Source organism: Nocardioides sp. InS609-2 (genome assembly GCF_023208195.1).
Lineage (GTDB): Bacteria > Actinomycetota > Actinomycetes > Propionibacteriales > Nocardioidaceae > Nocardioides.
This window is the reverse complement of the sequence record NZ_CP060034.1, coordinates 2,459,440-2,484,194: the sequence shown is the minus strand read 5'-3', so window position 1 is coordinate 2,484,194 and position 24,755 is coordinate 2,459,440. Positions and strand designations below refer to the sequence as shown.

23 protein-coding genes are annotated in these 24,755 nt (G+C 69.3%); 12 read left to right on the top strand and 11 right to left on the bottom strand.

The annotated features are described in order from the left end of the window. Nucleotides 1–77: 77 nt before the first annotated feature. Complete coding sequence (locus H4Q84_RS12825; protein ID WP_248579489.1) at nucleotides 78–284, top strand: DUF1918 domain-containing protein; 207 nt, start codon at nucleotides 78–80, stop codon at nucleotides 282–284. A 119-nt stretch (nucleotides 285–403) separates the two neighbouring features. Further along, entirely contained in the window at nucleotides 404–1,156 is a 753-nt protein-coding gene (locus tag H4Q84_RS12820) for an isocitrate lyase/phosphoenolpyruvate mutase family protein (protein ID WP_248579488.1), read from the top strand. Between the two features lie 19 nt (nucleotides 1,157–1,175). Here the strand turns inward: H4Q84_RS12820 and H4Q84_RS12815 are convergent, their stop codons facing one another. The 4 genes from H4Q84_RS12815 to H4Q84_RS12800 form a co-directional block, all read right to left on the bottom strand. Next, nucleotides 1,176–2,657, bottom strand: coding sequence for a HAMP domain-containing sensor histidine kinase (locus tag H4Q84_RS12815; protein ID WP_248579487.1), 1,482 nt, complete (start codon nucleotides 2,655–2,657; stop codon nucleotides 1,176–1,178). Between the two features lie 147 nt (nucleotides 2,658–2,804). Next, nucleotides 2,805–3,032 carry a DUF1801 domain-containing protein gene (locus tag H4Q84_RS12810; RefSeq protein ID WP_248579486.1) on the bottom strand — a complete coding sequence of 76 codons (228 nt, stop codon included), beginning with the start codon at nucleotides 3,030–3,032 and terminating at the stop codon, nucleotides 2,805–2,807. 20 nt (nucleotides 3,033–3,052) lie between these two features. Continuing rightward, on the bottom strand, nucleotides 3,053–4,450 hold the full coding sequence (locus H4Q84_RS12805; RefSeq protein WP_248579485.1) for an FAD-binding oxidoreductase: 1,398 nt from the start codon (nucleotides 4,448–4,450) through the stop codon (nucleotides 3,053–3,055). Nucleotide 4,451: 1 nt separating this feature from the next. Further along, nucleotides 4,452–5,678, bottom strand: a complete 1,227-nt coding sequence (locus H4Q84_RS12800; RefSeq protein WP_248579484.1) for a phosphoglycerate dehydrogenase — start codon at nucleotides 5,676–5,678, stop codon at nucleotides 4,452–4,454. A gap of 366 nt (nucleotides 5,679–6,044) precedes the next feature. Between H4Q84_RS12800 and H4Q84_RS12795 the strand changes: the two genes are divergently transcribed. From H4Q84_RS12795 to H4Q84_RS12765, 7 genes are all read left to right on the top strand, one after another. Continuing rightward, nucleotides 6,045–7,493, top strand: a complete 1,449-nt coding sequence (locus H4Q84_RS12795; RefSeq protein ID WP_248579483.1) for a cytosine permease — start codon at nucleotides 6,045–6,047, stop codon at nucleotides 7,491–7,493. After that, a complete protein-coding gene (locus H4Q84_RS12790) occupies nucleotides 7,493–8,134 on the top strand; it encodes a TetR/AcrR family transcriptional regulator (RefSeq protein WP_248579482.1) in 642 nt (213 codons plus the stop codon). Before H4Q84_RS12795 ends, H4Q84_RS12790 begins: the two co-directional genes overlap by 1 nt. Next, nucleotides 8,131–9,099, top strand: coding sequence for a nitrilase-related carbon-nitrogen hydrolase (locus tag H4Q84_RS12785; RefSeq protein ID WP_248579481.1), 969 nt, complete (start codon nucleotides 8,131–8,133; stop codon nucleotides 9,097–9,099). Before H4Q84_RS12790 ends, H4Q84_RS12785 begins: the two co-directional genes overlap by 4 nt. Beyond that, the gene (locus H4Q84_RS12780) at nucleotides 9,096–10,130 is read left to right on the top strand and encodes an agmatine deiminase family protein (protein WP_248579480.1); all 1,035 of its coding nucleotides are present in this window, start codon (nucleotides 9,096–9,098) and stop codon (nucleotides 10,128–10,130) included. The genes H4Q84_RS12785 and H4Q84_RS12780 overlap by 4 nt, the downstream gene beginning before the upstream one ends. 87 nt (nucleotides 10,131–10,217) lie before the next feature. Continuing rightward, nucleotides 10,218–11,276 carry a VIT1/CCC1 family protein gene (locus H4Q84_RS12775; protein WP_248579479.1) on the top strand — a complete coding sequence of 353 codons (1,059 nt, stop codon included), beginning with the start codon at nucleotides 10,218–10,220 and terminating at the stop codon, nucleotides 11,274–11,276. A gap of 136 nt (nucleotides 11,277–11,412) precedes the next feature. Then, nucleotides 11,413–13,062: a bifunctional 3'-5' exonuclease/DNA polymerase gene (locus H4Q84_RS12770; RefSeq protein ID WP_248579478.1), complete on the top strand. Its 1,650-nt coding sequence runs from the start codon at nucleotides 11,413–11,415 to the stop codon at nucleotides 13,060–13,062. A gap of 34 nt (nucleotides 13,063–13,096) precedes the next feature. Beyond that, nucleotides 13,097–13,945 carry a hypothetical protein gene (locus H4Q84_RS12765; RefSeq protein WP_248579477.1) on the top strand — a complete coding sequence of 283 codons (849 nt, stop codon included), beginning with the start codon at nucleotides 13,097–13,099 and terminating at the stop codon, nucleotides 13,943–13,945. A gap of 828 nt (nucleotides 13,946–14,773) precedes the next feature. Here the strand turns inward: H4Q84_RS12765 and H4Q84_RS12760 are convergent. The 5 genes from H4Q84_RS12760 to H4Q84_RS12740 form a co-directional block, all read right to left on the bottom strand. Next, nucleotides 14,774–15,019 carry a hypothetical protein gene (locus H4Q84_RS12760; RefSeq protein WP_248579476.1) on the bottom strand — a complete coding sequence of 82 codons (246 nt, stop codon included), beginning with the start codon at nucleotides 15,017–15,019 and terminating at the stop codon, nucleotides 14,774–14,776. Between the two features lie 262 nt (nucleotides 15,020–15,281). After that, a complete protein-coding gene (locus H4Q84_RS12755) occupies nucleotides 15,282–15,743 on the bottom strand; it encodes an SRPBCC domain-containing protein (RefSeq protein ID WP_248579475.1) in 462 nt (153 codons plus the stop codon). A 9-nt stretch (nucleotides 15,744–15,752) separates the two neighbouring features. Beyond that, entirely contained in the window at nucleotides 15,753–16,400 is a 648-nt protein-coding gene (locus H4Q84_RS12750) for a dihydrofolate reductase family protein (RefSeq protein WP_248579474.1), read from the bottom strand. 1 nt (nucleotide 16,401) lies between these two features. Continuing rightward, nucleotides 16,402–16,740 (bottom strand): metalloregulator ArsR/SmtB family transcription factor, encoded by a 339-nt coding sequence (locus tag H4Q84_RS12745; RefSeq protein ID WP_248579473.1) that lies wholly within the window; start codon nucleotides 16,738–16,740, stop codon nucleotides 16,402–16,404. A gap of 417 nt (nucleotides 16,741–17,157) precedes the next feature. Continuing rightward, a complete protein-coding gene (locus H4Q84_RS12740; RefSeq protein ID WP_248579472.1) occupies nucleotides 17,158–17,706 on the bottom strand; it encodes a YciI family protein in 549 nt (182 codons plus the stop codon). Between the two features lie 176 nt (nucleotides 17,707–17,882). Between H4Q84_RS12740 and H4Q84_RS12735 the strand changes: the two genes are divergently transcribed. Together H4Q84_RS12735 and H4Q84_RS23325 are read left to right on the top strand one after the other, a co-directional pair. Further along, nucleotides 17,883–18,575 (top strand): hypothetical protein, encoded by a 693-nt coding sequence (locus H4Q84_RS12735; RefSeq protein ID WP_248579471.1) that lies wholly within the window; start codon nucleotides 17,883–17,885, stop codon nucleotides 18,573–18,575. Beyond that, nucleotides 18,530–18,889 carry a VIT1/CCC1 transporter family protein gene (locus tag H4Q84_RS23325; protein WP_349238427.1) on the top strand — a complete coding sequence of 120 codons (360 nt, stop codon included), beginning with the start codon at nucleotides 18,530–18,532 and terminating at the stop codon, nucleotides 18,887–18,889. The genes H4Q84_RS12735 and H4Q84_RS23325 overlap by 46 nt, the downstream gene beginning before the upstream one ends. 34 nt (nucleotides 18,890–18,923) lie before the next feature. Here H4Q84_RS23325 and H4Q84_RS12725 read toward each other — a convergent pair whose 3' ends face one another. Then, entirely contained in the window at nucleotides 18,924–20,408 is a 1,485-nt protein-coding gene (locus tag H4Q84_RS12725; RefSeq protein WP_248579469.1) for an SDR family NAD(P)-dependent oxidoreductase, read from the bottom strand. Nucleotides 20,409–20,503: 95 nt separating this feature from the next. Between H4Q84_RS12725 and H4Q84_RS12720 the strand changes: the two genes are divergently transcribed. Beyond that, nucleotides 20,504–22,258 (top strand): DUF429 domain-containing protein, encoded by a 1,755-nt coding sequence (locus H4Q84_RS12720; protein ID WP_248579468.1) that lies wholly within the window; start codon nucleotides 20,504–20,506, stop codon nucleotides 22,256–22,258. Between the two features lie 11 nt (nucleotides 22,259–22,269). On the opposite strand, the gene H4Q84_RS12715 is transcribed toward H4Q84_RS12720, so the two are convergent. Continuing rightward, the gene (locus H4Q84_RS12715; RefSeq protein ID WP_248579467.1) at nucleotides 22,270–24,600 is read right to left on the bottom strand and encodes a DUF6351 family protein; all 2,331 of its coding nucleotides are present in this window, start codon (nucleotides 24,598–24,600) and stop codon (nucleotides 22,270–22,272) included. Between the last annotated feature and the right edge of the window lie 155 nt (nucleotides 24,601–24,755).

The window sequence follows — 24,755 nt, the reverse complement described above, 5'->3', positions numbered from 1 at the left end:
CCTCGTTGATTCCGTGAGCCTGTTGCCTCCGCCGCGCTGGAGGCGCATCGTGGGAGCAGGCGGCGTGAGGAGGAGCGATGAGGGCGAGCATCGGTGACCTGGTGCTGATCGAGAGCAACTCGGCGGAGAAGCATCGGCGAGAGGGAGAAATCCTCGAGGTGCGCGGCGCTGACGGAGCTCCGCCGTACGTGGTGCGCTGGTCAGACGGGCACGAGGGACTGTTCTACCCGGGGCCGGACGCGCGCGTACGTCCGCGCGATGCGGCGTCGGGCTCCGGAGGCTGACTCTTGGGTCCATGATGTGACCCGGATCGGACTAGTGCGGCATTCGGACCGTTGACCAGGAGTGGCATGGACAGACGCGACAGTCGGACGGCCGAGTTCCATCGGCTGCACTCCTCGGGGTGCTTCGTGATGCCAACCCGTGGGACGCGGGGAGCGCGCGGTCCCTGGAACAGCTCGGATTCAAGGCGTTGGCCACGACGAGCTCCGGGTTCGCCTGGACGCTCGGTCGCGCGGACACCCAGGTCACCCGTGATCAGGCGCTCGACCATCTCCGGGTCATCGCCGGCGCTGTGAAGGTACCGGTGAACGCCGACTTCGAGGGTGGGTATGCGGTGGATCCGGCTGGGGTCGCGGAGAACGTCAAGATGGCCGCGGACACGGGCATTGCCGGGCTCTCGATCGAAGACGCCTCGGGCGACGAGGCCCAACCACTGTTCGAGTTCGACCTTGCCGTGGAACGAATTGCCGCCGCGCGACGAGCGATCGACGAGAGCGGGACGGACATCGTCCTGACGGGTCGCTCCGAGGGCTTCGTGTGCGGGCGTCCCGACATCGACGAGACGATTCGCCGGCTTCGTGCGTACGCCGAAGCCGGGGCCGACTGTCTCTACGCTCCCCGGATCGACAGCCTCGAGGACATCTCCGCGATCGTGTCGGCGGTGTCACCGAAGCCGGTGAACCTCCTGATCAACGCTCCGTTCATCACCGTCGCGGAGGCGGCGCAGCTGGGCGTACGGCGGATCAGCGTTGGCGGCACGCTCGCGCGCACCGCATGGGACGGCTTCCTGAAGGCCGCGAAGGACATCGCGGACACGGGGACGTTCTCCCGGTTCGAGGGGCTGCCCAACGTCGATGGCCTACTCGGCGGCTGAGGCTTCGGGCGCGACCAGGTCAGACACTCTGGTGGGGCAGGGTGACCCGGAAGGTGCTGCCCCGGCCCACCTCGCTCTCCAGTGTCACCGCGCCGTCGTGGGCGGCCACGATGGAGCTGACGATGTTGAGACCGAGCCCGGTGCCGGGGATGAGCTGCTCGAGCGCCTCGCCACCGCGGAAGAAGCGGCCGAAGACGTGCTCGACCTCGTCCTGGGCTATGCCCATGCCGGTGTCGCTCACCTCGAGCTCGATCGCATCTGCGCCCTGCCGGAGGCCGACGGTCACGGAGCCACCTGCGCCGCCGTACTTGATGGCGTTGGAGAGGAGGTTGTCCAGCACCTGGCGGATGCGCTGCTCGTCGACGACGGCGGAGACGTGATCCGGTGCGGCGACCTCGACGGCCATCCCACACTTCTCCGCAGACGGGCGCGTCGCCTCGACAGCGTCGGCAACCAGGGCGGCCAGGTCCACTCGAGTGCGCTGCAGCTTCAGCCTGTCCTCGCCGACCTGCCCGACATGGAGCAGGTCGGACAGCAGCGACCGCAACCGAAGGGCGTTGCGCTGGACCACTCGCAGCTGGGCGATCACGTCGGGCGGAAGTTCCTCGTGCTCGCAGAGCATCTCGAGATAGCCGAGGACCGACGTGAGCGGCGTACGCAGCTCGTGGGACACCGACGACACGAACTCGTCCTGGACCTGCATGGCGCGCATCAGGTCGGTGATCTCCTGGTAGGCGAGCGCGGCGCCCAGCCTCTCACCGGCGGGACCACGCACCTGGCGAGCCGACGCGGAGAAGGCGGTGCGGGTGCGGGGCTCATTGCCCACCCAGTAGGTGTAGTCGTCGAACTCCTCACCCTGGACCGCGCGGTACGACGGCATGTCCTCCTTGGACATCAGTGTCTTCCCGTCCTGGAAGTACACGTGCCCGAGCTGACCCGCCTGGCCGTTGTGCCCGTCGGGGAACTCAAGGCTCAGGGTCTCCCGGTGTCGCCGGTTCATCCGCTCGTAGCGGCCGTCGCTGCTGACCAGCAGCAATCCCACGCTCACCGCCTCGAAGATCGCCTCGAGTGTCTGGTGCTCGTACTCGACCTCCGCGCGGGCCGCCTCGAGCCGCTGCTCGTGGTCGCGCTGCTCGGTCACGTCGAGAATCTGCGAGATGAAGTGGAGCGGGCTGCCGTCCTGTCCTCGCACCAGAGCCACCGAGAGGTCGCCCCAGACAACGTGGCCGTCCGCGTGCAGGTACCGCTTGCGGAGCCGATAGGAGTCGATCTCCCCGGCCACGGCCTGGTCGAACAGCTCGAGGTCGGCGTCGAGGTCCGCGGCATGGGTGAGCTCTTGGAATCCCCTCTGCGTCAGGCTCTCGGCGTCGTATCCGAGCATGTCGCACGTCGCGCGATTGACCATCAGCAGCGCGCCGTCGAGGCCGACCAGGGCCATGCCGATCGGTGAGTGCTGCAAGGTCAGGCGCCAGAGGTCGTCGCCGTCGAATACGCCGTCCATTCGGTACCCCCTGCGCCCGCGAATGGGCGCGTCCCTCCGCCGCGTCAACCGACAACCTAGCCGGGCAGCAACGCATGGCGTCGCGGATTGTCCGCATTTCGACTGAGCTCATGCGCCGGACTATGCCCCGATCGCGTCGAGGTGGCGTCACGCGTTGTTGAGCGCGACCGCCTCACGGACCAGCTCGACGAAGGCGACCGCGTCGAGCTCGTCGCCGCCGAAGATGTCGATGGCGCGCCGTGTGCCGGCGTCGAGGCTCGCGTTGAACAGCGCGTCCGGGTCAGCGAGCGAGGCGCCCCTGGCGAAGGTGATCTTCACCTTGTCCTTGTAGGTCTCGACCGTGCAGATCAGACCCGAGGAGGAGAAGGTCGGCACGCCATCCGGTACGTCGCAGGTCAGCGTCCCGCGACCAGGTTGGCGAGTGCGGCCCACCGGCTGTCGCGCGTGAGGCTGCGTCGCTGCTCCTGACGATCTGCCAGGCGGTAGAGATCGTAGACACCCCGGGCCCCAATCCACCGCAGCGGCTCCGGTTCCCAGTTCCGGCGTGACCGGTGCCCCACCCACGGGAGACGCGTCAGCTCCGTGTCGAGGTCGAGGACCAGGTCCCGCAGGGTTCGCGCGGCCAGGTTGGAGGTCGTCACGCCGTTGCCGACGTAGCCCCCGGCACTGCCCGTTCCCGCCTCCTTGTCGTAGCGCACGAACGACGCCCAGTCCCTCGGGACTCCGAGCACGCCGCACCACGCGTGCGCTATCGGGACCGAGGCCGCCGCAGGGAAGTAGGTGTGCAACAGGTCGACCAGCTGCCGGACCGTGACGTCCTGGCTGACGCCTCGCTCGTCGTGACGCGACCCGAACCGGTACGGGACGCCGCGCCCTCCGATGGCGATCCGCCCATCGGCAGTGCGCTGTGCGTAGCAGTACGCGTGGGCCAGGTCGCCGAAGAGCTCATTGCCCGCCCAGCCGATCTGCGCCCACACCCTCTCGGGCATCGGGTCGGTGACCACCATCGCCGAGTTCAGCGGCAAGAGGTCGCGCTTGTGACCAGGCAAGGACGTCGTGTATCCCTCCAGGCAGGAGAGTGCAACGGGAGCCCTGACCTGTCCGCGGTCAGTCGTGACGAGGCCGGGCTCGACGCTGCTCACCGTGGTGGACTCGTGGATGGTCACGCCCAGCCGCTCGACGACCTCGGCCAGTCCCCGGGCCAGCTTGGCCGGCTGGATCCGGGCGCAGTGTGCGTGCCAGGCGGCCGAGGTTCCCCCGGCCACCCGCAGCCGCTGGTCGAGGGCGGGCCGATCGAGCTCGACGAGCTCGGACTCGGTGGCTCCCCACCGGCGCTCGGCCTCGACGTGCTCCGCGAGCCGCCGATCCTGAGCTGGACCGCGCGCGACGGAGAGGATGCCGCTCTTGATGATGTCCGCGTCGATCCCCTCGTCGCGGCAGACGCCGATCACCTCGTCGATGCTGTCCTGCGTCGCGCGCCGGAGCGCGAGGACCAGGTCGCGACCGTGCGCCTGCTCCATGGTGGAGGCGGGTGTCGAGAAGTGATCGGAGAGCCAGCCCCCGTTGCGACCCGAGGCCCCGAAGCCAGCGAACTCCCGCTCCAGCACGACGATCTCGAGGTCGGGACGCGCTCGCTTGAGGTAGTACGCGGTCCAGAGCCCGGTGTACCCCGCACCGGCGATGGCGACGTCGACCGTGAGGTCGCCTGGCAGCGGCGGTCGGCTCGCGGTCGTCTGTTGGAGGCTGTCGAGCCAGAAGGAAACGTTGCCGTTGGCGCGGGCGATGGGTGGCACGTCACGGACCCTGCGCACGGTCTCGCAGCGTGGCTTCGGACACGCCCAGCACGTGGGGGATTGCGCGGAGGGCGGCCAGGAGAGCCCCGGACGTCTCGCCCGCCACGTCGATGGAGGCGACCGCCGCCAGGCCGCCGCGGAAGACACGGTTCTCCATGTGCTCGACGTTGAGACCCTCGCTGCTGAGCAGGTCGAGCACCTGGGCGAGTACGCCGACCCGGTCGAGGTGTCGGACCGTCAGGGTGATCGACCCCAGTCGACGGGGTTCGAGGTTCACACTGTGCTGCGCCTCGCCCGCCACGAAGGCGTCGATGATCTCGATGACTGCCGCGGCGATGGCGTGTTGGGCCTGCTCGGTCGAGGCGCCGATGTGGTGGGTCGCGACGACGTCGGGGTGCCTGGCGAGGGGCGAGTCCCAGGAGCCCTTGCCCGAGCTCGGCTCGTCGGCGAACACGTCGAGGCCGGCACGCACCGCTCCGGAGTCCAGCGCCTCGAGCAGGGCGCGTTCGTCGATCACGTCGCCCCGCGACGTGTTGAGCAGGATCGCGCCGTTCCTCATCTGGTCGAGGAACCCGTCGTCGACGAGGTGCCGGGTGTCCTCGCACGAAGGAACGTGGAGGGTGACGATGTCGGAGGACGACAGCAGCTCCCGCAAGGAGTCGCACATCGTGATCCCCAGCTCCTGGGCCCGCGAGACGACGTGCGCCGGACGAGCAGGCTTGGAGAGCGACTGGACATGGATGCCGAACGCCGCCGCGCGTTCGGCGACGGCGAATCCGATCGAGCCGAGTCCGATGATTCCCATGGTGGACCCGAGCAAGCCGCGCGCCTTGCTGTAGCGCAACTTGTCCCAGTGACCGCTGCGGAGATCTGCGACGTTGTCGGGGATCCGCCGGTCGATCGCCAGCAGCAGTCCCATGGTGAGCTCGGCCACCGCGGCGGAATTGCGGCCGGGAACGTTGCAGACGAGTACGCCGCGGGTGGCGGCGGCATCGGTGTCGATCGTGTTGGTGCCCGCCCCGGCTCGGATCACGAGAGCCAGGCGATCTGCGGACTCGAAGACTGCGCGCGTCACCTTGGTGCTGCGCACCACCAGTACGTCGAACCCGGCGATGCGTGCCGGGAGATCGTCGGCCGAGAGCCCGGGCTCCATCTCGCAGAGATGTCCACGGGCTTCGAGGTCGGCAACCGTCTGCTCGGGGAGCCGGTCGGCGAGGAGCAGGCGCATCGCGACCTCCGGATACGAATCCACCAGCCGGTGCCGGCGGATCTGCTGTCACGCTAGCGGGTGTGGGGGCTGTCGCGCCACGGCTCAGCTCTCCGCCCGACAGGTCGAGAGCGTGAGGAGAATGCCGCGCTGGCTGTGCCGGGCGGCCGTCGCGGGGCAGTGTGGAGCGGTCGGTCGAAGATCGCCCGCGGGTCACGGCCGGCGACTCCCAGAACGAACGAATCGATCGCAAAGATTCGATTTGGCCTTCGGAATCAGTCGTCCATGTCGCACATTGCTTGCGCAACCGCTATTGACTGAGTTTTCAGTTTGCGGCATTCTCGGGTCGTCCCACTCACCGACCATCCCGCCCTCCGGAGGTGCCCCGTGCACGAACCCGTCAAGCGATCCGACACCTTCGGGCGGATCGAGGAGGCCGGCGTCGAGCACATCCCCGACGCCGACCGGACCTCGCGGCCCGCCAACCTGTTCGCCGTCTTCTTCGGCGGCAACCTCGCCCTGTCAGTGATCGTGTTCGGCTGGATCCCCGTGACCCTGGGCCTGAGCTTCGGCGCCGCGGTCGCCTCCAGCGCCGTCGGCCTGACGCTCGGCCTGATCGTCACCGCTCCGCTCGCCCTGCTCGGGCCGCGCACCGGCACCAACAACACCGTCTCCAGCAGTGCCCACTTCGGCATCCGCGGCCGCCTCATCGGCTCCGTGCTGACGCTGCTCTTCGCGGTGGCGTACGCCGCGATCGCCGTCTGGACCTCGGGCGACGCCCTGGTCGCCGCCGCGCATCGCCTGGTGGGCACGCCTGACGGCGACCTCGCCTACGCCATCGGCTACGGCGTCATCGCCCTCGAGATCGTCGTGGTAGCGCTGTTCGGGCACGCCACCGTGGTCGCGCTGCAGAAAGTCGTGCTGCCCGTCGTCGGCGTCCTCCTGCTGCTCGGGGTGGTGGCCTACGCCGATGGCTTCGACCCCTCGACCGGTGGCGAGTACGCCCTCGGAGGCTTCTGGTCGACCTGGACCCTCGCCGTCGCGATCAGCATCGGTGGCCCGCTCTCCTACGCCCCCACGCTCGGCGACTACACCCGTCGCATCAGCCACGACCGCTACTCCGACCGGGCCGTCCTGGGCTGGACGACCGCCGGACTCTTCCTCGGACTCTTCGCCACCTCGGTGTTCGGTGCCTTCACCGCGACCGCCCTCCCGCTCGACGCCGTTTCCTACGTTGCCGGGCTCGTCGACGCCGCCCCGGGCTGGTACGTCCTGCCGCTGCTCGTTGTCGCGCTGGCCGGCGGCCTCGGCCAGGGCGTGCTCAACCTCTACGCCTCCGGTCTCGATCTCGAGGCGCTCTTCCCCCGGTTGCGTCGGGTGCACACCACGCTGATCACGTCGGCCGTCGCCGTGCTCGTGCTGTACCTCGGCGTCTTCGCGTGGAACGCAGTCGACGCGATCACCGCGATGACGCTCGTCCTCAACGGCTTGGCCGGGCCCTGGGTCGCCGTACTCCTGCTCGGCTTCCTCGGACGAGACGCCCCCTACGACCCGCAGGACCTCCAAGCTTTCGCGCAGGGCAGGCGGGGGCGCTACTGGTTTGTCGGCGGCTGGAACCTCCGCGCGGTCGCAGCGTTCGCCGCCGGCTCCGCCTTCGGTCTGCTGTCGGTCGCCACCAGCCTGTACGTCGGCCCGCTGGCCGACCTCGCCGGCGGGATCGACGTCAGCGTCGTGGGGTCGATGGTCGTCGCGGGTGCCGCCTATCTTCTGCTTGGGACGGTCATGTCGGCACCTGCCGAGCAGCCGCACCCCGCCCGCGAGGAGGTGGCGCCCTGATGGATCGCCGGACCCAGATCCTGCGAGCGGCAGCGCGTCGCATCGCTCGCGACGGCGTACGCGGACTGCGGGTCACCGACGTCGCGGACGAGGCGGGTGTCTCGCCCGGGCTGCTCTACTACCACTTCACCGACCGCGCGGGCCTGCTCGGCGCGACCCTCGACCACATCAACGCCCACGCCAACGATGCGCGGGCGCAGAGCGGGCCCGGGGAGGCGACGCCGTTCGAGGACCTCGAGCGTCGGCTGCTCTCCGAGCTCGGCGACGACGACGAGGTCCGGGAGAACTCCGCGGCCTGGAACGAGCTGCGTGCCCTCGCGGTCTTCGAGCCCGAACTCCAGGAGCCCATGCGCCGTACCACCGGCTCGTGGATCGACGAGGTCGCACGCTCGGTCGCCGCCGTGCAGCAGTCCGGGTCCACGCACCGCGGCGACGACACCGACCCGCAGCGGACCGCCGTCATCCTGACCGCCCTCGTCGAGGGTCTCTCCAACCGGTGGCTCGCCGGTGGCCTGTCGTTGGAGGAGGCGCACAGCCTGCTGTCCGAGGCAGCGGGCCGTCTGGTCCACACCAACACCACACCCGATCCCGACACCACACCCGATCCCGACACCGCACCGACTCCCGAGGAAACCCCGTGAAGCTGCACACCAACCTGACCACGCCCCCTTCACTCGCGCGCGTCCGCGAGCCGCGTCGTGCACCCTTGCGCGTCGGGCTCGTGCAGCACGCCTGGCGCGCCGACGCCGTCGAGCTGACCGTTGTGCTCACCGACGCCGTCGGCGTCGCGGCGGGTGAGGGCGCGCAGGTGGTCTTCCTGCCCGAGCTCACCTTGTCCAAGTACCCGGCCCACGAGCGGTCCATCGGCCGTGCTGGCGACACCGCCGAACCGCTCACCGGCGGGGCGACGTACGCCTTCGCCGCCCAGGCTGCCACGACCCATGGCGTCTACGTGCACGCGTCGCTCTACCAGCACGCTGACGGCCCGGACGGGCTCGGTCTCAACACCGCGATCCTGGTCTCCCCCACCGGCGAGCTCGTCGGTCGCACCCACAAGCTGCACATCCCGGTGAGCGCCGGCTACTACGAGGACACCTACTTCCGTCAAGGCCCTGCCACCGACCCGCACCCCGTCTACGAGGTCGCCGACCTCGGCGGCGTGCGCCTTGGCCTGCCGACCTGCTGGGACGAGTGGTTCCCCGAGCTCGCCCGCGCCTACTCCCTCGCAGGCGCCGAGCTGCTCGTCTACCCGACGGCAATCGGCTCGGAGCCGTCGTTCCCCGACTTCGACACCCAGCCGCTGTGGCAGCAGGTCATCGTCGCCAACGGCATCACCGCCGGCACGTTCATGGTCGTGCCCAATCGCACCGGCGACGAAGGCGAGCTGACCTTCTACGGCTCCTCGTTCATCTCCGACCCCTACGGCCGAGTGCTCGTGCAGGCGCCACGCGACGAGGAGGCCGTGCTGGTGGCCGACCTCGACCTCGAGCAGCGGCGCGACTGGCTGGACCTGTTCCCGTTCCTCACCACGCGGCGACCCGACACCTACTCCGCGCTGACCGCACCTGCTGACCCGAGCCGCCCGTACGGCGAGGTGTCGGCATGAGCCACCCGGAGTGGCGGATGCCATCAGAGGCCGACCCGCACGACTGCACCTGGATGGCCTTCCCCCCAGCGTCCCCCGCGCTCGGCTCCAGCGCCGAGGAGATTGCGGTCGCGCGCCGTGTCTGGACCGAGACCGCCAACGCCGTCCTCGACTTCGAACCAGTCGTGATGATGGTCGACCCGGCCGACATCGCGCTCGCCCGCCGGATGTTGTCCTCCGAGGTCACGCTGGTCGAGCAGTCGCTCGACGACGCGTGGATGCGCGACATCGGCCTGACCTTCGTGCTCGACGGCGAAGGCCGGCTCGGCGGCGTCGACTGGACCTTCAACGGCTGGGGTGGCCAGGACTGGGCGTCCTGGGACCTGGACAGCAAAGTGGCGGCCGCGATGGCTGACGTCGCCGGCTGTGCCTACGTGCCCTCGACGCTGGTCAACGAAGGTGGCGGTATCCATGTCGACGGTCTCGGCACCGTGCTCGTCACCGAGACCGTCCAGCTCGACCCTGGCCGCAACCGCGGCCTGACCAAGGCCGACGTGGAGCGGGAGCTCGCCGCCATGATCGGCACCGACAAGGTCATCTGGCTGCGTCGCGGCCTGGCCCGCGACTACGAGGAGTTCGGCACCCGCGGCCATGTCGACATCGTCGCCACGATCCCGTCGCCCGGCACCGTGCTCGTCCACGATCAGCGCAACGCCGACCACCCCGACCACGAGCTCACCGTCGAGGTGCTCAGCATCCTCGCGACGTCGACCGACAGCCGCGGCCATTCCTTCGAGATCCTGCGGATCCCTGCGCCGTCGACGCTGCGCGACGACCATGGCTTCGTCGACTACTCCTACGTCAACCATCTCGTGGTCAACGGCGGGGTGATCGCCTGCACGTTCGGCGACCCCGTCGACGACGAGGCTCTAGAGGTGCTCTCGGCCGCCTACCCCGGCCGCCGGGTCGTGGGCGTGGACGCGCGCGAGATCTTCGCCCGAGGTGGCGGCATCCACTGCATCACCCAGCAGCAACCCGCCCGGCCGGTCTGAAGGCCCGCGGGCTGCTGCGTCCCAGGTCGCGGCTACGGCGGCTCCCGGTCGTCGGATGCCGGCGACTATTCTTGCGATCCAATGAGCATGCCTACTCGATCGCAGATCAAACGCTGGCAGCACTACCTCGCCGAGGAGCGTGCCGAGGGCGCCGTCTACGCCGAGCTCGCCGTACACAAGACGGGTGAGGAACGCGAGATCCTGCTTGCCCTCGCCGAAGCCGAAAGTCGGCACGAGGACCACTGGCGCCAGCTGCTGGGTGAGCATGCTCGTCCACCTGGCCGGCCGAACCTGCGGACCCGCGTGCTCGCCCTGCTTGCCCGGCGGTTCGGCTCGGTGTTCATCCTCGCGCTCGCGCAGCGCACCGAGGCCCGGTCGCCGTACAACGCCGATGACGACGCGACACCGGCGATGGCCGCGGACGAACGTATCCACGGGGAGGTGGTCCGCGGGCTGGCCAGCCGCGGGCGCAGCCGGTTGTCGGGTTCGTTCCGGGCAGCTGTCTTCGGTGCCAACGACGGGCTGGTGAGCAACCTTGCCCTCGTGCTGGGCATCGGCGCGAGCGGGGCGTCCGCCCGGACGGTGCTGGTCACCGGGTTGGCCGGGCTGCTTGCCGGGGCGTTGTCGATGGGCGCCGGGGAGTACGTCTCGGTGCGGTCCCAGCGTGAGCTGCTCGAGTCCTCCACCCCTGACCCGACGGCCGTGACCGCGATCCCGCACCTGGATGTCGACGCCAACGAGCTGACCCTGGTGTACCGGGCGCGGGGCATGTCCGAAGCCAAGGCAAAGGCGCATGCCACCGAGGTCTTGGCACACGGCGTGCACGAAGGAGTGCTGCCGAGACTGGAGGCGCCAGACGACGAGCACGAGTCGGTCGGCACCGGTCTCGGTGCTGCCGGCTCGAGCTTCTGCTTCTTCGCCGGTGGTGCCCTGATCCCCGTGCTGCCCTACCTGTTCGGTCTCGAAGGGACTGCTGCCGTGGCCGTCGCGGTCCTGCTCGTCGGGATGGCGCTGCTCACGACTGGTGCCATCGTGGGACTGCTCTCGGGCGGACCCCCGCTCCGACGCGCGCTCCGCCAGCTCGCCATCGGCATCGGCGCGGCCGGGGCGACGTACCTCCTGGGTCTGTTCTTCGGCGGGGGCTGACCGATGGCACGCGATCGCGACATCCTCGGTGCGTTCGACGTCTACACGGACCGCCCAGTCGGCGACCGCCGCACGCTTCCCGACGACTGACGCGCTCGTGCACGACGGCAGCGAGAGGAGTTGCAAGGGTGTCCTCATGACCCGGGTCTCGCTTTCGCGCCTGCCGGGCGACCGCGTGCTGGTGGTTGACAGTGAGATGGAGCGTTCGTTGCCGGTGGCCGACCTGCCGGCGTACGTGCGAGCACGCGAGGTCGAAGCGCCGCGCTGGGTGTGGGATGACACAGCCCGGTGGCATCCGTCGCTGCTGGCAGCTGGGGTGCGGGTCGAGCGATGCCATGACCTACGGCTGGGCCGTCGTCTGCTGCGGCGGGCGCCCGCGGTGGATGTGCAGCTGCTGAAGGGGGAGCAGTCGGAGCACTGGGACCGGCTCGGCCCGAGCCTGCCGTCCGATCCGGCACTGTTCTCGATCGACGACACAGCCGAGCACCTGCGCGCCGACCTCGAAGACGCCCGACAGCTGGCCGCCGTGGCGGGATCGGCGGAGGCCGCCCGGCTCGGGCTGCTGCTCGCGGCGGAGTCGTCGGGCGCCCTTGTCGCGGCCGAGATGACGTACGCCGGCGTGCCATGGCGGGTCGAAGTCCACGAGCGCCTGCTCACCGGCCTGCTCGGGCCGCGGCCACCGCGCGGCGGCCGGCCGCGGGAGCTCGAGGCGCTGGTTGCCGAGGTGCGCAGCGCGTTCGGCGCACCGGGTCTCAACCCCGACTCGCGGCCCGAGCTGCTGGCGGCGCTGCGCCGGGCCGGGCTGGAGGCCACGGACACCCGCGCGTCGTCCCTGCGTGCGCTCGAGCACCCGGGCATCGTCCCGCTGCTGCGCTACAAGCAGCTCGCGCACCTGTTCCAGACCAACGGCTGGGCCTGGATCGACCAGTGGGTGAGCGGCGGCCGGTTCCGACCGTCGTACCAGCCGGCCGGCTCCACCACCGGCCGGTGGTCGTCCAACGGCGGCGGTGCGCTGTCGTTCCCCGCGCAGGTCCGGCCCGCGGCCGTGGCCGACGACGGCTGGATGTTCGTTGTCGCCGATGTCGCCCAGCTCGAGCCCCGCGTGCTTGCCGGCATGAGTGGCGACCGTGCGCTGGCCAGGTCGGCACGCGGCGCCGACCTCTACCAGGGGATGGTCGACGACGGTGCGGTGGCCAGCCGCAATGACGCCAAGCTCGGGCTGCTCGGCGCGATGTACGGCGCCACCAGCGGCGAGAGCGGTCGGATGGTCGCCGGGCTCACCCGGCGCTACCCCGACGCCTTCGGTCTCGTCGAGGCGGCGGCCCGTGCCGGTGAGCGGGGTCAGGTGGTGCGCACGCTGCTGGGACGCGGGTCGCCGAGCCTGGGCGACGCGTGGGACAGCGACCCCGACGACCCGCCGGCCGACCCCGACAGCCAGGCCCGCCATCGGCGTGCGTACGGCCGGTTCACCCGGAACTTCGTCGTGCAGGGCACGGGCGCCGAGTGGGCGCTGTGCTGGATCGCCGACCTGCGCAACCGGCTCTGGCGCCTGGGCGAGACCGGCCCCCTCGTCTCACGACCACACCTTGTCTTCTTCCTCCACGACGAGGTCGTCGTGCACACCCCTGCCGCTCTCGCCGACGCGGTCGCAGCGCAGGTCACCGACGCGGCTGCGACCGCGGCGGGCCTGCTGTTCCGCGACCTCACCATCGACTTCCCGCTCAACATCTCGATCGTGCGGTCGTACGCCGACGCCGGCAAACCCGGCGCAGCGGTCGAGCCGTGAGCAGAGGCGTCTCCGTTGCTGATCTACTGCGCTCATGGCCCGACCTTCGGTGGTACTCGTGACGGCGGCGCTCCTGCCGGATGGTGAGCTCGGCGGCGACCTGATCGGGCCGCTGGACGACGCCGGCATCGATGCGCGCTGGAAGGTCTGGGACGGCGAGGATGTCGACTGGGTCGCCGACCTCGTTGTGGTCCGTTCGACCTGGGACTACCACCGCCGGGTCCCCGAGTTCCTGGCCTGGGCGCAGCGGGTCGAGCGGATCTCGCCCTTGCTGAACGGTGCCGCCGTCTTCGCCTGGAACGCCGACAAGGCCTACCTCATCGAGCTGGGCGACCACATTCCCGTCGTGCCCACCCGCTTGATGGATGAGTCATCTCTCGTCAGCGGCCTGGCTGACTGCCTCGAGGAGTTCGGCGCGATCGTGGTCAAGCCCCGGATCGGCGCGAGCGGCGTCGGACTGGTGGTCGTGGAGGAGACCCTCGATCCCCGGTTGCAGGGCCTGGTCACCGGGCCCTGGGTCGTGCAGCCCCTGGTCCCCTCGGTGCGGACCACGGGCGAGATGTCGGTCTACGTCTTCGCCGGCCGGGCGGTCTCGCAGGTCCACAAGCGTCCCGGCGTCGAGGAGGTGCGCGTCCACGAGCTGTACGGCGGCAGCTCGCGCCCCGTCCCGCTGAGCGCCGACACCACCGAACTGGCGGAGCGGGCCGTGAGGTCCGCGGAGCGGCTCCTCGACTCCAGGCTCGCCTACGCCCGGGTCGACATGATGATCTGGAACGACGTCTGGACCGTCAGCGAACTCGAACTGATCGAGCCCGGGCTGTATCTGGGCGTGGACCCTGCCAACGCCGCTCGGTTCGCCGCGCTGGTCAGCTCGCAGCTCTGAAGGTCTGCGCGGACCGTGGGTCATTGGCGGTGGTAAGACGCAAAATCCAGGGTGTTCGGGCGCCTGGCACATCAATCCGATCTGACAAAGCCTCGACGAGCCGGTGCGGGAGACCGCTCGGACTGGTGCCCTCTACCATTCTCGACCATGAGCCACGCCACGCAGACGAACTGCGGCCTTCGGTGATCGACGGGTGGTGGGCCGTGGCGGTCGCCGTGGGATGCCTCTTCGCCTGGGCCATGTGCCTCGACCATTGGTACGACTCGCACAAGCGACTGGCAACGTGGTGGTTGTCTCGGACAAACGATTGGGGCTATGCGGCAGGTCCCTGCTCACTCATCATGTCTACGGCAGCCCTTGCCGGCTACAGCGTTATCGCGTGGCTGAGCAGCATCTTGTCGGCGTATTTCCCCGACCCGTCTTGGGGACTATCCGTCGCAGTTCCGGCAATGCTTGCCTACGCGCCCTTCGTGTTTGCCACGGCACCTCTCGACCCCGCTGGGTACACCTTTTGGAGATCCGATCTGGAGTCCGCGGGAGCCAACATGCGCGAGCAGCGACGCATCGCATGGTGGGCTGGCCCACCGTCACTCCTTGGCTTGGGAGCGATTGTCGTCACACTCTCGTCGGTCTTCGTGTCCTGACCCGTCGACCGAGAGAGGCCTAAACCGATCTTCACCATGTGCGACCGACCTCGACGTCTCTGTGCTGACGCCACAGCAGATCCCGGCAAATCGGGACTCACCACAAGCGGTGGAGTGACGCAGTGTCGCGTTGCGAGCGTCTCCGGCCGGGAGCGACTCCATCCCTCTCTCATTTCAGCGGAGTTCACTCACGTGGGTGGCGACGATCGTGCTCGGCGGCCCATGTAAAGGTGACGTACAAGAGGAGCAGCGCTGCCACAATGGCCGCCCCTTGAATGACCAGCTCCATCGCACGCGATTCGGTCAGCCGGAGCAGGACTAACCGCAACAGGAACAGCGTCACGAACGCTGAAAGTCCAGTCCACAGAAAGGGGCGGCGGTCCCAGTCGAGCCATGGTCGGTGCACGAACAGAGGATAGGGCTGCGACATGGGTGATCAGCCACCTTCTGCGACGTGCAGCAGCGCAGCGGCGACCGAGTGCGCTCGGACTTGTGATACCCGGACGTGCGCGGCACGAGTAATCGCGGCGGAATGACGCAGGCGCTCAGGCGGCCGATGACCGAGCAGGCGTTAATGCCTTGACTCCTCTGAGATTCGGGTCAAGTGAGGTTGAGCGGTGCCAAGCAACCACATGGGCCGAGAAATCGGCTCGGACTGGTTGCTCAGTCACCGTCAAATCGCGGGAGGAGGGTTACGCGAGGTAGTTGCCCAGAGCCTCGAGCAGGCCCCGGCTGCCTTCCTCGCGGTTCGGGCCGTCGGCCCAGAACTGGTCGAGGAAGACGCCGTGCTCGACGTGCGTGAACCGGGTGCCCTCGTCGATCGGCTCGAACTCGAGCGACGCCACCGACGTCGACATGTGGATCCCGTCGAGCCACATGTCGTAGGTCGTGACGATGCGGACGTGCTCGACTATGTCGGTGTAGGTGGCCTCGTACCGCGAGACCGGACCGTCGTGAAACGTGCCCTCGGCGACGTCGCGTCCGCCGACGCGGAAGTCGAACGCCCACTCGCCGGGCTCAAAGGTGTCGCCGGCGCCGAACCAGTCCAGCTTCTGGTCCTCCTCGGCGAACGCGGCCCAGACGCGGTCGGGGGGAACGGGGTAGTCGCGGGTCAGGGTGAACCCGGCGCGGGCGAGGCGGCGTTCGGTCGTCATGTGTAGGTCCTATCGCGTGAAGGTGACGTGGGTCGTGCCGCTCTCGGCCACTTCGGTCGTCACCTTGTGGGTGAGTTCGAGGCCACGCAGGTCGTCCCACAGTCGAGTGCCCCGGCCGAGCAGGATCGGGGCGATCATGACGTGCAGGTCGTCGACCAGGCCGGCGCGCAGGAAGTCGCGCGCGGTGCTGACGCCACCGCCGACGCGCACGTCCAGGCCGCCGGCGGCCTCGGTCGCCTCGGCGAGCACGTCCTCGATTGCGGTGCTGCGGAAGTGGAACGTCGTTCCGCCCTGCATCGGGATCGACGGACGCGGTGCGGTGTGGGTGAGGACGTAGACCGGGCTGCCGAACGGCGGCTGGTCACCCCACCATCCCTTCCAGTCCGGATCGTCGGGGAACGTGTGCAGGCCGAACATGGCCGCGCCCATGATCTCGGCGCCGATGCCCTCGAAGTGCGCGGCGGTGTGGGAGTCGTCGATGCCGGTCGTGCCGGTGCCGCTGGTGTCGCCGAGGACGCGCTCGTGGAACGTGCGGGTCGCGGCGTAGGCCGCCGTGAGGCGCCCCCAGTCCTCACCCATCGGATTCTCGGGGGCGTGGTCGGTCGTCGAGGTGTAGCCGTCCAGTGAGGCGAACAGGTCGATGCGAACGCGGGTCATGTCAGGTTTCCTTCGGGTGGGTGCGGGTCAGGTGGATGCCGAGCCGGTCGGCTTGGCGTTCTGCGTGGGTTCGTTGCTCGCCGAGCCACAGGTGTAGGACGTCGAGGGCGCCCGGTCGCAGGGTCACGGTGCGGACGCGTCCGTGCTTCTGCGACGTGACCAGTCCCGCGTTCTCGAGGACGCGCAGGTGCTGCATGAGCGAGGGCAACGCCATCGAGAACGGTGCCGCGAGTTCGGACACGACGGCTGGGGACTGCGCCAACCGTTCCACGACGGCCCGGCGCGTCGGATCCGCGAGAGCGCGGAGCACGGAATCGAGCTCGTCGTAATACTTAGGCACACGTCTAACTATTGTTGATGGGCAGGGATTCGTCAACCGACTCCCTAGTCGCCTTCATCGAGTCAACATCCCGACCTGCGTTCGCACGGGGCGAAATCACCGACCACGACTTCAGGTCCACGACCATGTGCCTTGCCGGCGCTTTCAACGCCTCCGCTTACGAATGGATCACACGCGAGGAGCGGCAGGCGAACGACGTCCTCGACGAGGCTCGCCACGCTCGCACTCGTCCTGCTTGCGGGGTAGCACTCGCCGCTGGCCAAGAGCCCGCGGTTCGCAGATATGGGTGCTTACGCGGCGAAGTGACGCGTGTACTGGAACTGCCCCCACGCGGATCACGCCTTCACCTGCCGCGAAGCCTCGGCTGATCTGAACGCCCCACTTCGCGATCAGCGAGGCATGATTTGGCCGTCTGTCTCAGTTCGGTCGCCCACCGAATCGCCACTGATGCACCTCGATTCCGGTGTATCGGTCAGCGGATAGGACACCCCGTGCGCGGTCTGCGTCGGGCGCCTCCAACAGAACTGCCGCCCCGAGCATCAAGGAACCGTCGTCGGACAAGAGCGGCCCACTGGCAATCAGCTCGTCGCGGAGCGGTAGTTCGGCGGCGTCCGCTGCTGGTACCAAGGTGAATCCGAGGACGAGATAGCGGTTGTTGTCAGGCCGGCCACCAGTGAAGTCCCACATCGTTTGAGCCAGGGAGTTGTGCCACCGACGAAGCAGCACGTCACGGTAGGCGCCAGCCTGGTAACCGGGCTCCTCGAAGGCAAAGGTGCGGGCAGCGGTGGGATCTGGCAGATCGAGAATGTGCACGCTGCCAGTCAGAGTTCCGTCGCTGGTGAAGGTTGGGCCGCGGGCGATCATCGTCGCGGCGAACTGATCCATGTACGACCAATGCTGCTCCACCATCTGGCTCCGCAGCGGCGTGGATCCGGGGCGATCGCGGTGGTAGCAGAAGAACTCCATGGGTCGAGCGTTGCTGACGCTCCTGACGCGCGCAATGGGATTGCTCGCAGCGTCAGGGCGCTCGCTCATCGACGGGTCGGGTCAATTCCGAGCGCCGACAGGCGGCGGATAGACGCGCCGCGCTGGCCTCGGTCTGCCAGCCCCGAGCGGACGCGGCTGGATTAGGTATAAAGACCGTGGTCTGCTTCGGCGCGGATGCCCCATACTTCACAACGAGCGAACGCCACATCGCGATCCATCCGCGCCCCGCTTCACGTCTGACTGCTCAGGACGCCATCAAGCGACCGGGAGGAACGATGATCTCTAGGTTCAGCGGCACGTTCGGGATGCGGGGTCGGTCCGAACGAAAGATCTGGCGCCAGCGTCGATGGCTCACAGTTGCCCTGACGATCACGGCAACCGGTCTCACCGGCTGCGGCGATGACGGTGGGGACGAGGGCGGGGGCGGGGCCGGAAGAACTGTCACCCCGAGCGCCGATACCCACCTCACTACGCCCCCCGAAGGGGACCGCGAGCCGATCCTGATCAAAACGCAGGTCAAAGTGGTTGCAGGCAAGGTTCTCCCCGGATCCGTCATCGGTGATTCGCCCTTCTGCCCCGACGGAACCGTCCGCCATGAACACGGGACCCCCGAGATCGGCTTTCCGGCCATCAATGTGTTCCACTGCCCCGACGGCCAACTGAGGATCGGCTTCGGGCCGGGTCCGGACCAAATGAATAACTCGGTTCAGACCAGCGACTGGAAGATCCTGGATGGCAGCGGCCGCTTCGCGGGGATCAGCGGGGATGGTCAGATGATTGTGCGGTTCGAGAGGGCAGGTTCATCGAAAGGTCAGGAGACCTTCACGGGCCTAGTCGTCGTTCCCTAGTCGGATGCCGGTGCCTGGCAAGCTTCCGGTCTCGGGGTCGCACAGCGGCGTACGCTCCTGCACGCGGACCCTCTTCGCAGGCTCAAGATTGTCAAAGTCCACTGCGTCTTTGTGGGCTACTAGACGATTCCCCTAGGACCGGTGTCTGGCCAGACTCGGTCCTGCTCGTCGGGATGGCGCTGCTCACGACCGGTGCCATCGTGGGACTCCTCTCGGGCGGACCCCCGCTCCGGCGCGCGCTCCGCCAGCTCGCCATCGGCATCGGCGCGGCCGGGGCGACGTACCTCCTGGGTCTGCTCTTCGGCGGGGGCTGACCGATGCCACGCGATCCGGACATCCACGACGCGGCTACCAGGGACTGGGGCGGTAGTCCTTCACGAAGCAGCCGAACAGATCCTGGCCGCGCTCGCCGAGGACGATCGGGTCGTAGACCCGGGCGGCGCCGTCGACCAGGTCGAGCGGGGCGTGCCAGCCCTCGGCGGCGATGCGGAGCTTGTCCTGGTGCGGGCGCTCGTCGGTGATCCAGCCGGTGTCGACGGCGGTCATCAGGATCTGGTCGGTCTCGAACATCTCCTGCGCCGACGTGCGGGTCAGCATGTTCAGCGCGGCCTTGGCCATGTTGGTGTGCGGGTGGCCGGCGCCCTTGTAGCGGCGGGAGAACTGGCCCTCCATCGCCGAGACGTTGACGACGTACTTGCGCGGGGCAGCGGCCGCGGCCATGGCCGGGCGCAGCCGCGAGATCAGCAGGAACGGCGCGATCGAGTTGCAGAGCTGCACCTCGAGGAGCTCCAGCGGGTCGACCTCGTCGACGGTCTGGGTCCACGAGTTGTTGGTCTGGAGGTCGGGCAGCAGGCCGCCCGCATCGACGGCGGTGCCCGCGATGTGCGCGTCGAGCGAGGCGTGCCCGGCCTTGAGAGCCAGCGCGGTCATCGCGGCTGCCGAGTGCGCGGCCCGCGCGTGCTCCAGGGACTCGCCCTCGTGGTGGGCCACCGGGTCCGATGCCAGGGCGCCCGCGATCGACGCCGGGTGGGCCTCGGAGATGCGGTCGAAGGTCAGCATCTCCGGCAGGTCGATCCCCGAAGGCAGCGGCGTGTGTTCGGCGTCGACGAGCGGCGCGTAGGCACCCGGCGTACGACGGACGGTCTGGCACGCGTTGTTGATCAGGATGTCCAGCGGGCCGGCCGCGGCGACCTCGTCGGCGAGCGAGACGACCTGGGTCGGGTCGCGCAGGTCGATGCCGACCACCTTGAGCCGGTGCAACCATTCGGCGCTGTCGGGCAGGGACGAGAAGCGGCGTACGGCGTCCTTCGGGAAGCGCGTCGTGATCGTCGTGTGCGCGCCGTCGCGGAGTAGCCGCAGGGCGATGTACATGCCGATCTTGGCGCGGCCACCGGTCAGCAGTGCACGGCGCCCGGAAAGGTCGGTGCGCTGGTCGCGTTTGGCGTGCGACATGGCGGCGCACTCGGGGCAGAGCCAGTGGTAGAACGCGTCGACGAGGGTGAAGTCGTTCTTGCAGATGTAGCAGCCTCGCGGGTTGATCAGCTCGCCCGCGAAGGCGCCGGACGCAGTCGACACCAGCGCGATGCCGGCGGTCTCGTCGTCGATGCGGATCGGCGAACCGGTCGCCGTCAGCTCGGTGATCGCGCGGTCGTGGGCCAGCTCGGACTCGCGCTTGCGGGTGCGCCGCTCGCGCTTGAGCGCCTTGTACATGTGTGACGCCGCGTGCTTGACCGCCTTGATGTCGGGGTGGTCGTCGGGGAGCTCGTGGAGCGTCTCCAGCACCCGGACCGTCGTGGCGAGGTCCGCCGGGTCGATGCGGTCAGCAGGATTCACCGCCCGATGGTACGGCGACGGGGCCGAGTCCTTGGTTTCGAGGCTCGCTGCTCTCGCAACTCAACCTGCCGGGGTCGGCGTGGGAGGCTGCGCGCATGTACTTCGTCGGACTCGACCTCGCGTGGGGAGACAAGAAGCCCACAGGCGTGGCCGTCCTCGACGGCCGCGGGCACCTGGTCCACATCGACGCGGTGCGCACCGACCAGGAGATCGGCGCCAGCATCGCGCCGTACATCGCGGCCGACTGCCTGGTCGCGATCGATGCGCCGCTCGTCGTCACCAACCCCACGGGCAACCGGCCGGCGGAGCGCGCGCTCAACAAGGACTTCGCGAGGTACGACGCGGGCGCGCACCCTTCCAACACGGGCAAGCCGGAGTTCGCCGACGTGCCGCGTGGCGCCCGGCTCAGCGCCCGGCTCGGCCTCGACATCGACCCCGACTCGCGGGGGCCGCGACGGGCGATCGAGGTCTACCCCCACCCGGCGATGGTCGCGCTGTTCGGGCTCGGCCGCACGCTCAAGTACAAGGCCAAGCCGGGTCGCTCGGTGGTCTCGATGCGCGCCGAGCTGCTCACCCTGACCGGGCTGCTCGAAGGCCTCGCCACGGCCGAGCCGGCCCTCCATCTCGCCGACCAGGACGCCTGGCGCCGGCTCGTCGGCGACATCGAAGCCGCCGAGCGCAAGGCCGACCTGCGGCGATCCGAGGACCAGGTCGACGCCGTCGTGTGCGCCTACGTCGCGCTGTTCCGGCAGCGGCGCCTCGCCGACACGACGACGTACGGCGACTTCAAGACGGGCTACATCGTCACCCCTAGCCTCCCCGACGGGCAGGTGCCGAGCCCGCGCCCTCCGCGGCAGGTGGAGGACCCGGTTGCCGCCGCAGTCCGCACGTACGCCGCCCGCCAACCCGCCCTGCGCAACGCGGCGACGCAGGCCACGGCGCTGGTCACCACCGTGCTCGATGAGGCCGGCATCAACTACCTGACCGTCACCGGCCGGGCCAAGAGCGTTGCGTCGTTCGCGGCCAAGGCTGCGCGTGTGGTCGACGGCGAGCGTGCGTTCGCCGACCCGGTCAGCGACATCACCGACGTCATCGGCGTGCGCGTCATCACCTACGTGCACAGCGATGTGGAGGCGGTGGCCGAGCTGCTCGGCAACGAGGCCGTCGTGCTCGACGACCGCGACATGGGTCGCGAGACCGCGAGCGAGGGCCGCTTCGGCTATGCCAGCCGGCACCTGCTGATCGAGCTCGGTCCCGAGGACGCCGAGGCCGCGGAGGCGCACCCCGACCTCGTGGGGCAGCGGGCGCAGGTGCAGATCCGCACGGTCCTGCAGCACGCGTGGGCGGAGTTCGAGCACGACATCCGTTACAAGGGCAGCATCCCGGCGGTGCAGCGGGCAGAGTTCGACCGGCGTTTCACGCTTGCCGCCGGCCTGCTGGAGCTGGCCGACCGCGAGTTCTCCACGATCCGCGACCGGCTCCGCGGTGACGCCGACGCCGTCCGCGAACAGGCCCGCGACGACGACCCGCGCATCGACGCCCAGGAGCTCGCGGCGTTCCTGGCCGGGCAGTACGCCGACGCCGGTTGGTCACGCGAGAGCCACTACGCCTGGATCTCGGGGCTGCTGCTCGAGCTCGGCATCACCTCGCTCGAAGAGCTCGCCGAGGTGGTGCGCGGCGTCGACTCCGCCGACCTCGACCGCCGGATGGGCTACAAGAGCCCGACCGGCGCCGTACGCCGTCTCGACGACGCCCTGCTGGCCAGCTACGCCGACGCGTACGTCGCGTTGCACGGCAACGCGCACCGCACCGACCGGCTCCGTGCTCGGTTGGACAAGCTGACCGACTGAGCCCCCGGCGACTACTTGCTCCAGAGCTCCCGGAAGGGCGCACCCATCTGGCCGGCACCCGAGCGGGCCGGGGGAGAAGGCAGGTTGCGGCCGCCGTACACGACGTTGCCGGGGTCGGTGCCGTAGGTCAGCCACGTCTCTGCGGGACCCTGGCCGCGACCGGGCTTCGACCAGTCGCAGACGCCGCGGTCGAAGATGTTCTGGAGCCGGGTCCACTGGGTGTCGCTGAACGGCAGCAACATGAACGAGTAGTCGGCCCGGGCGATCGGCCGCAGCTGGCAGGCGACCCGGTCGTTGGCGACGTCGTCGCCGGCCTGCTCGCGGGGCGTGCTCAGCCGGGTCTGCAGGGTCTGCGCGGCCGGCGTCTGGCAGGCCATGCCGCCACCGGGCGCGGGCAGCAGCTCGAGGCCGGGCGCGTTGGCGCAGCGGTCGGTCAGGTCGGCCGGCTTGTCGCGCACGATCTTGGTGGCGAGCGAGCCGGGCGTCCTGTCCTTCTCGACGGCGCTGAGCCAGCGGTCCATCTCGTTGAAGCCCTCGGTGGCCCAGCGCGGGTCACCGATCAGCGGCGCGGCGCCGAACCACATCACCCGGTTATTGGTGTGGCCCTGGTCGCGCAGCAGCCGCTCCTGGGTCCAGAACGCGTGGGCGTAGTCGTGCGCGATTCCGGGGTCGGGTCCGCCGTGGTTGATCATCGCCACCTCGTCGAGGTGGTTGGCCTCGTTGACCAGGCCGGTGCGGTAGACGTTGGTGATCGCCAGGTCATCGCCCGCGATGCGCGCCGGCACCGGGTCGGCGTTGAGGTCGAGACCACCGAGCTTCTCGTTGAGGTCGACGAACATCTCGGGCGTGATGGTGCCCTGCTTCAGCTGGTTCAGGCCGTACTGCACGCCGCTGTTGCTGAACGGCACACCCGCGAAGCCCTGGCCCGCGGCCTTCTCCCACGACGTCCAGTCGGAAGCGGGACGACGGCCGAGCAGGCTGACCATGATGTCGAGGATCGAGCAGCGCACGCCGCCGGGGTTGGTGTCGGAGTCGAAGCGCGTCGACGGGTTGCCGGCAACAGGCTCGGCCACCCCGTCGCAAGGGTTCTCCGGGTTGATCGCCGACTTGAAGAGGCCCTCGTCGGCGACGACTGCGTTGAGAGGGGCGATGTGCCCCTCGACGGCGGCCATCTGCGTCGGCGTCCACACGACCCCGGGCGCCCAGCGCGCCGGGTTCTCGAAGTAGAGCCGCATCAGGTGGTAGTCGGCGAACTGCGCGCCCGCCGTCAGGGTGTCGGGGTAGGAGCACGTGGTGACCAGGCCCTGGTAGATGCCGGGGTAGGCGTTGGCGATGGTGTGCTGGGCGATCGAGCCGCCCGAGCAGCCGGTGCCGATCAGGTAGCGGATCTCGCCGTACTGCTCGACGAGGCGCTCCTTGACCATCAGCATCGACTCCGCCTCGGCGGCGACGCTGCAGTTGTGTCCGGTGTTGTTTAGCGCCGTCGACACGACCGCGAATCCCTTGCCCAGCGCGCCGACGTAGCTGCTCTCGACACCCGGCAGCACCGGGATCGTGCCGGCGAAGTCCTCCGTGCGGGGCGTGCCGGGGGCGTAGCCCGCGCCACAGCCGCCGCCGTGGGTGGCCAGCACCTTGTGGTTCCACTGCTTCTGCGCGCGCCACGGCTTCCACGCCCGGCCGGGGCGGAAGAGGGTCAGGATCGAGTAGCGGTCGCGGTCCTGGAACCCGTCCTCACGGCGTACGACGAACGGCACGGTCACGCCCTGATCGGTCTTCGTCGTGGCCACGTCGTTCGGCGGGTTGGCCGGGTCGTAGGGCAGGAGCCCGGTCTTGGTGGGGTTGGTCGACTTGTAGAGGAACGTGTACGCCGCGGGCTCGTTGCACTGCGCGTCCAGCGCGCTCGCCTGACAGGAGTACGGCACCCACTGCGGTCCGGAGAAGAGCGGGCCGCCGGCCGGGTGATTGGTGATGCGCTGCCTGCCGACGTACAACTTGTCGTGTGACCGGGCCTTGGCGACCAGCTGGTTGGTGCCGACGTCGAGACCGGTGAGCTGGGCGGTGAAGCGGCCGTCGGCGCGCAACTTGAACTGCCGCGTCACGTTGCGACCGTCGAGGTGGACCTTCACCTGCTCGGCGCGCACCTTCTTGGGCAGCTTGATCGTGACGAGCGCGTCGCCGCCGGAGACCAGGTCGGCGCGGTTGGAGAGCACGCTGATCTTGAGCGCGTGCTTCCTGACCTTCGGTCGACCGGGGTCAGCGGATGCAGATGCCAGTGGGGCAGCGGCGAGCGTGGACAGGACGAGACCGGCCAGCGACAGGGTGACGGGCAGCAGACGGCGCATGGAACCTCCCAGTTCGTGGGGCACAACGACCGAGGCCGCTTGCAGTTACCTGCTGGTACGCCACGGTTGGGTAACACCCGGCGTCGCGGTCTGGTCAGGGCCCGAGACGTGGGTAGGTTGCCTGAGAGCTTGCGCGAGGTTCGAAAGGGGACAAC

What these genes read in the sequence shown, in the direction of transcription:
- H4Q84_RS12825 (WP_248579489.1), top strand. Translation starts at nt 78, where the DNA reads ATGAGGGCGAGCATCGGTGACCTGGTGCTGATCGAGAGCAACTCGGCG.
- H4Q84_RS12815 (WP_248579487.1), bottom strand. Translation starts at nt 2,657, where the DNA reads ATGGACGGCGTATTCGACGGCGACGACCTCTGGCGCCTGACCTTGCAG.
- H4Q84_RS12800 (WP_248579484.1), bottom strand. Translation starts at nt 5,678, where the DNA reads ATGCGCCTGCTCCTCGCCGACCGGCTCCCCGAGCAGACGGTTGCCGAC.
- H4Q84_RS12790 (WP_248579482.1), top strand. Translation starts at nt 7,493, where the DNA reads ATGGATCGCCGGACCCAGATCCTGCGAGCGGCAGCGCGTCGCATCGCT.
- H4Q84_RS12780 (WP_248579480.1), top strand. Translation starts at nt 9,096, where the DNA reads ATGAGCCACCCGGAGTGGCGGATGCCATCAGAGGCCGACCCGCACGAC.
- H4Q84_RS12775 (WP_248579479.1), top strand. Translation starts at nt 10,218, where the DNA reads ATGCCTACTCGATCGCAGATCAAACGCTGGCAGCACTACCTCGCCGAG.
- H4Q84_RS12770 (WP_248579478.1), top strand. Translation starts at nt 11,413, where the DNA reads ATGACCCGGGTCTCGCTTTCGCGCCTGCCGGGCGACCGCGTGCTGGTG.
- H4Q84_RS12765 (WP_248579477.1), top strand. Translation starts at nt 13,097, where the DNA reads ATGGCCCGACCTTCGGTGGTACTCGTGACGGCGGCGCTCCTGCCGGAT.
- H4Q84_RS12760 (WP_248579476.1), bottom strand. Translation starts at nt 15,019, where the DNA reads ATGTCGCAGCCCTATCCTCTGTTCGTGCACCGACCATGGCTCGACTGG.
- H4Q84_RS12755 (WP_248579475.1), bottom strand. Translation starts at nt 15,743, where the DNA reads ATGACGACCGAACGCCGCCTCGCCCGCGCCGGGTTCACCCTGACCCGC.
- H4Q84_RS12750 (WP_248579474.1), bottom strand. Translation starts at nt 16,400, where the DNA reads ATGACCCGCGTTCGCATCGACCTGTTCGCCTCACTGGACGGCTACACC.
- H4Q84_RS12740 (WP_248579472.1), bottom strand. Translation starts at nt 17,706, where the DNA reads ATGGAGTTCTTCTGCTACCACCGCGATCGCCCCGGATCCACGCCGCTG.
- H4Q84_RS12720 (WP_248579468.1), top strand. Translation starts at nt 20,504, where the DNA reads ATGTACTTCGTCGGACTCGACCTCGCGTGGGGAGACAAGAAGCCCACA.
- H4Q84_RS12715 (WP_248579467.1), bottom strand. Translation starts at nt 24,600, where the DNA reads ATGCGCCGTCTGCTGCCCGTCACCCTGTCGCTGGCCGGTCTCGTCCTG.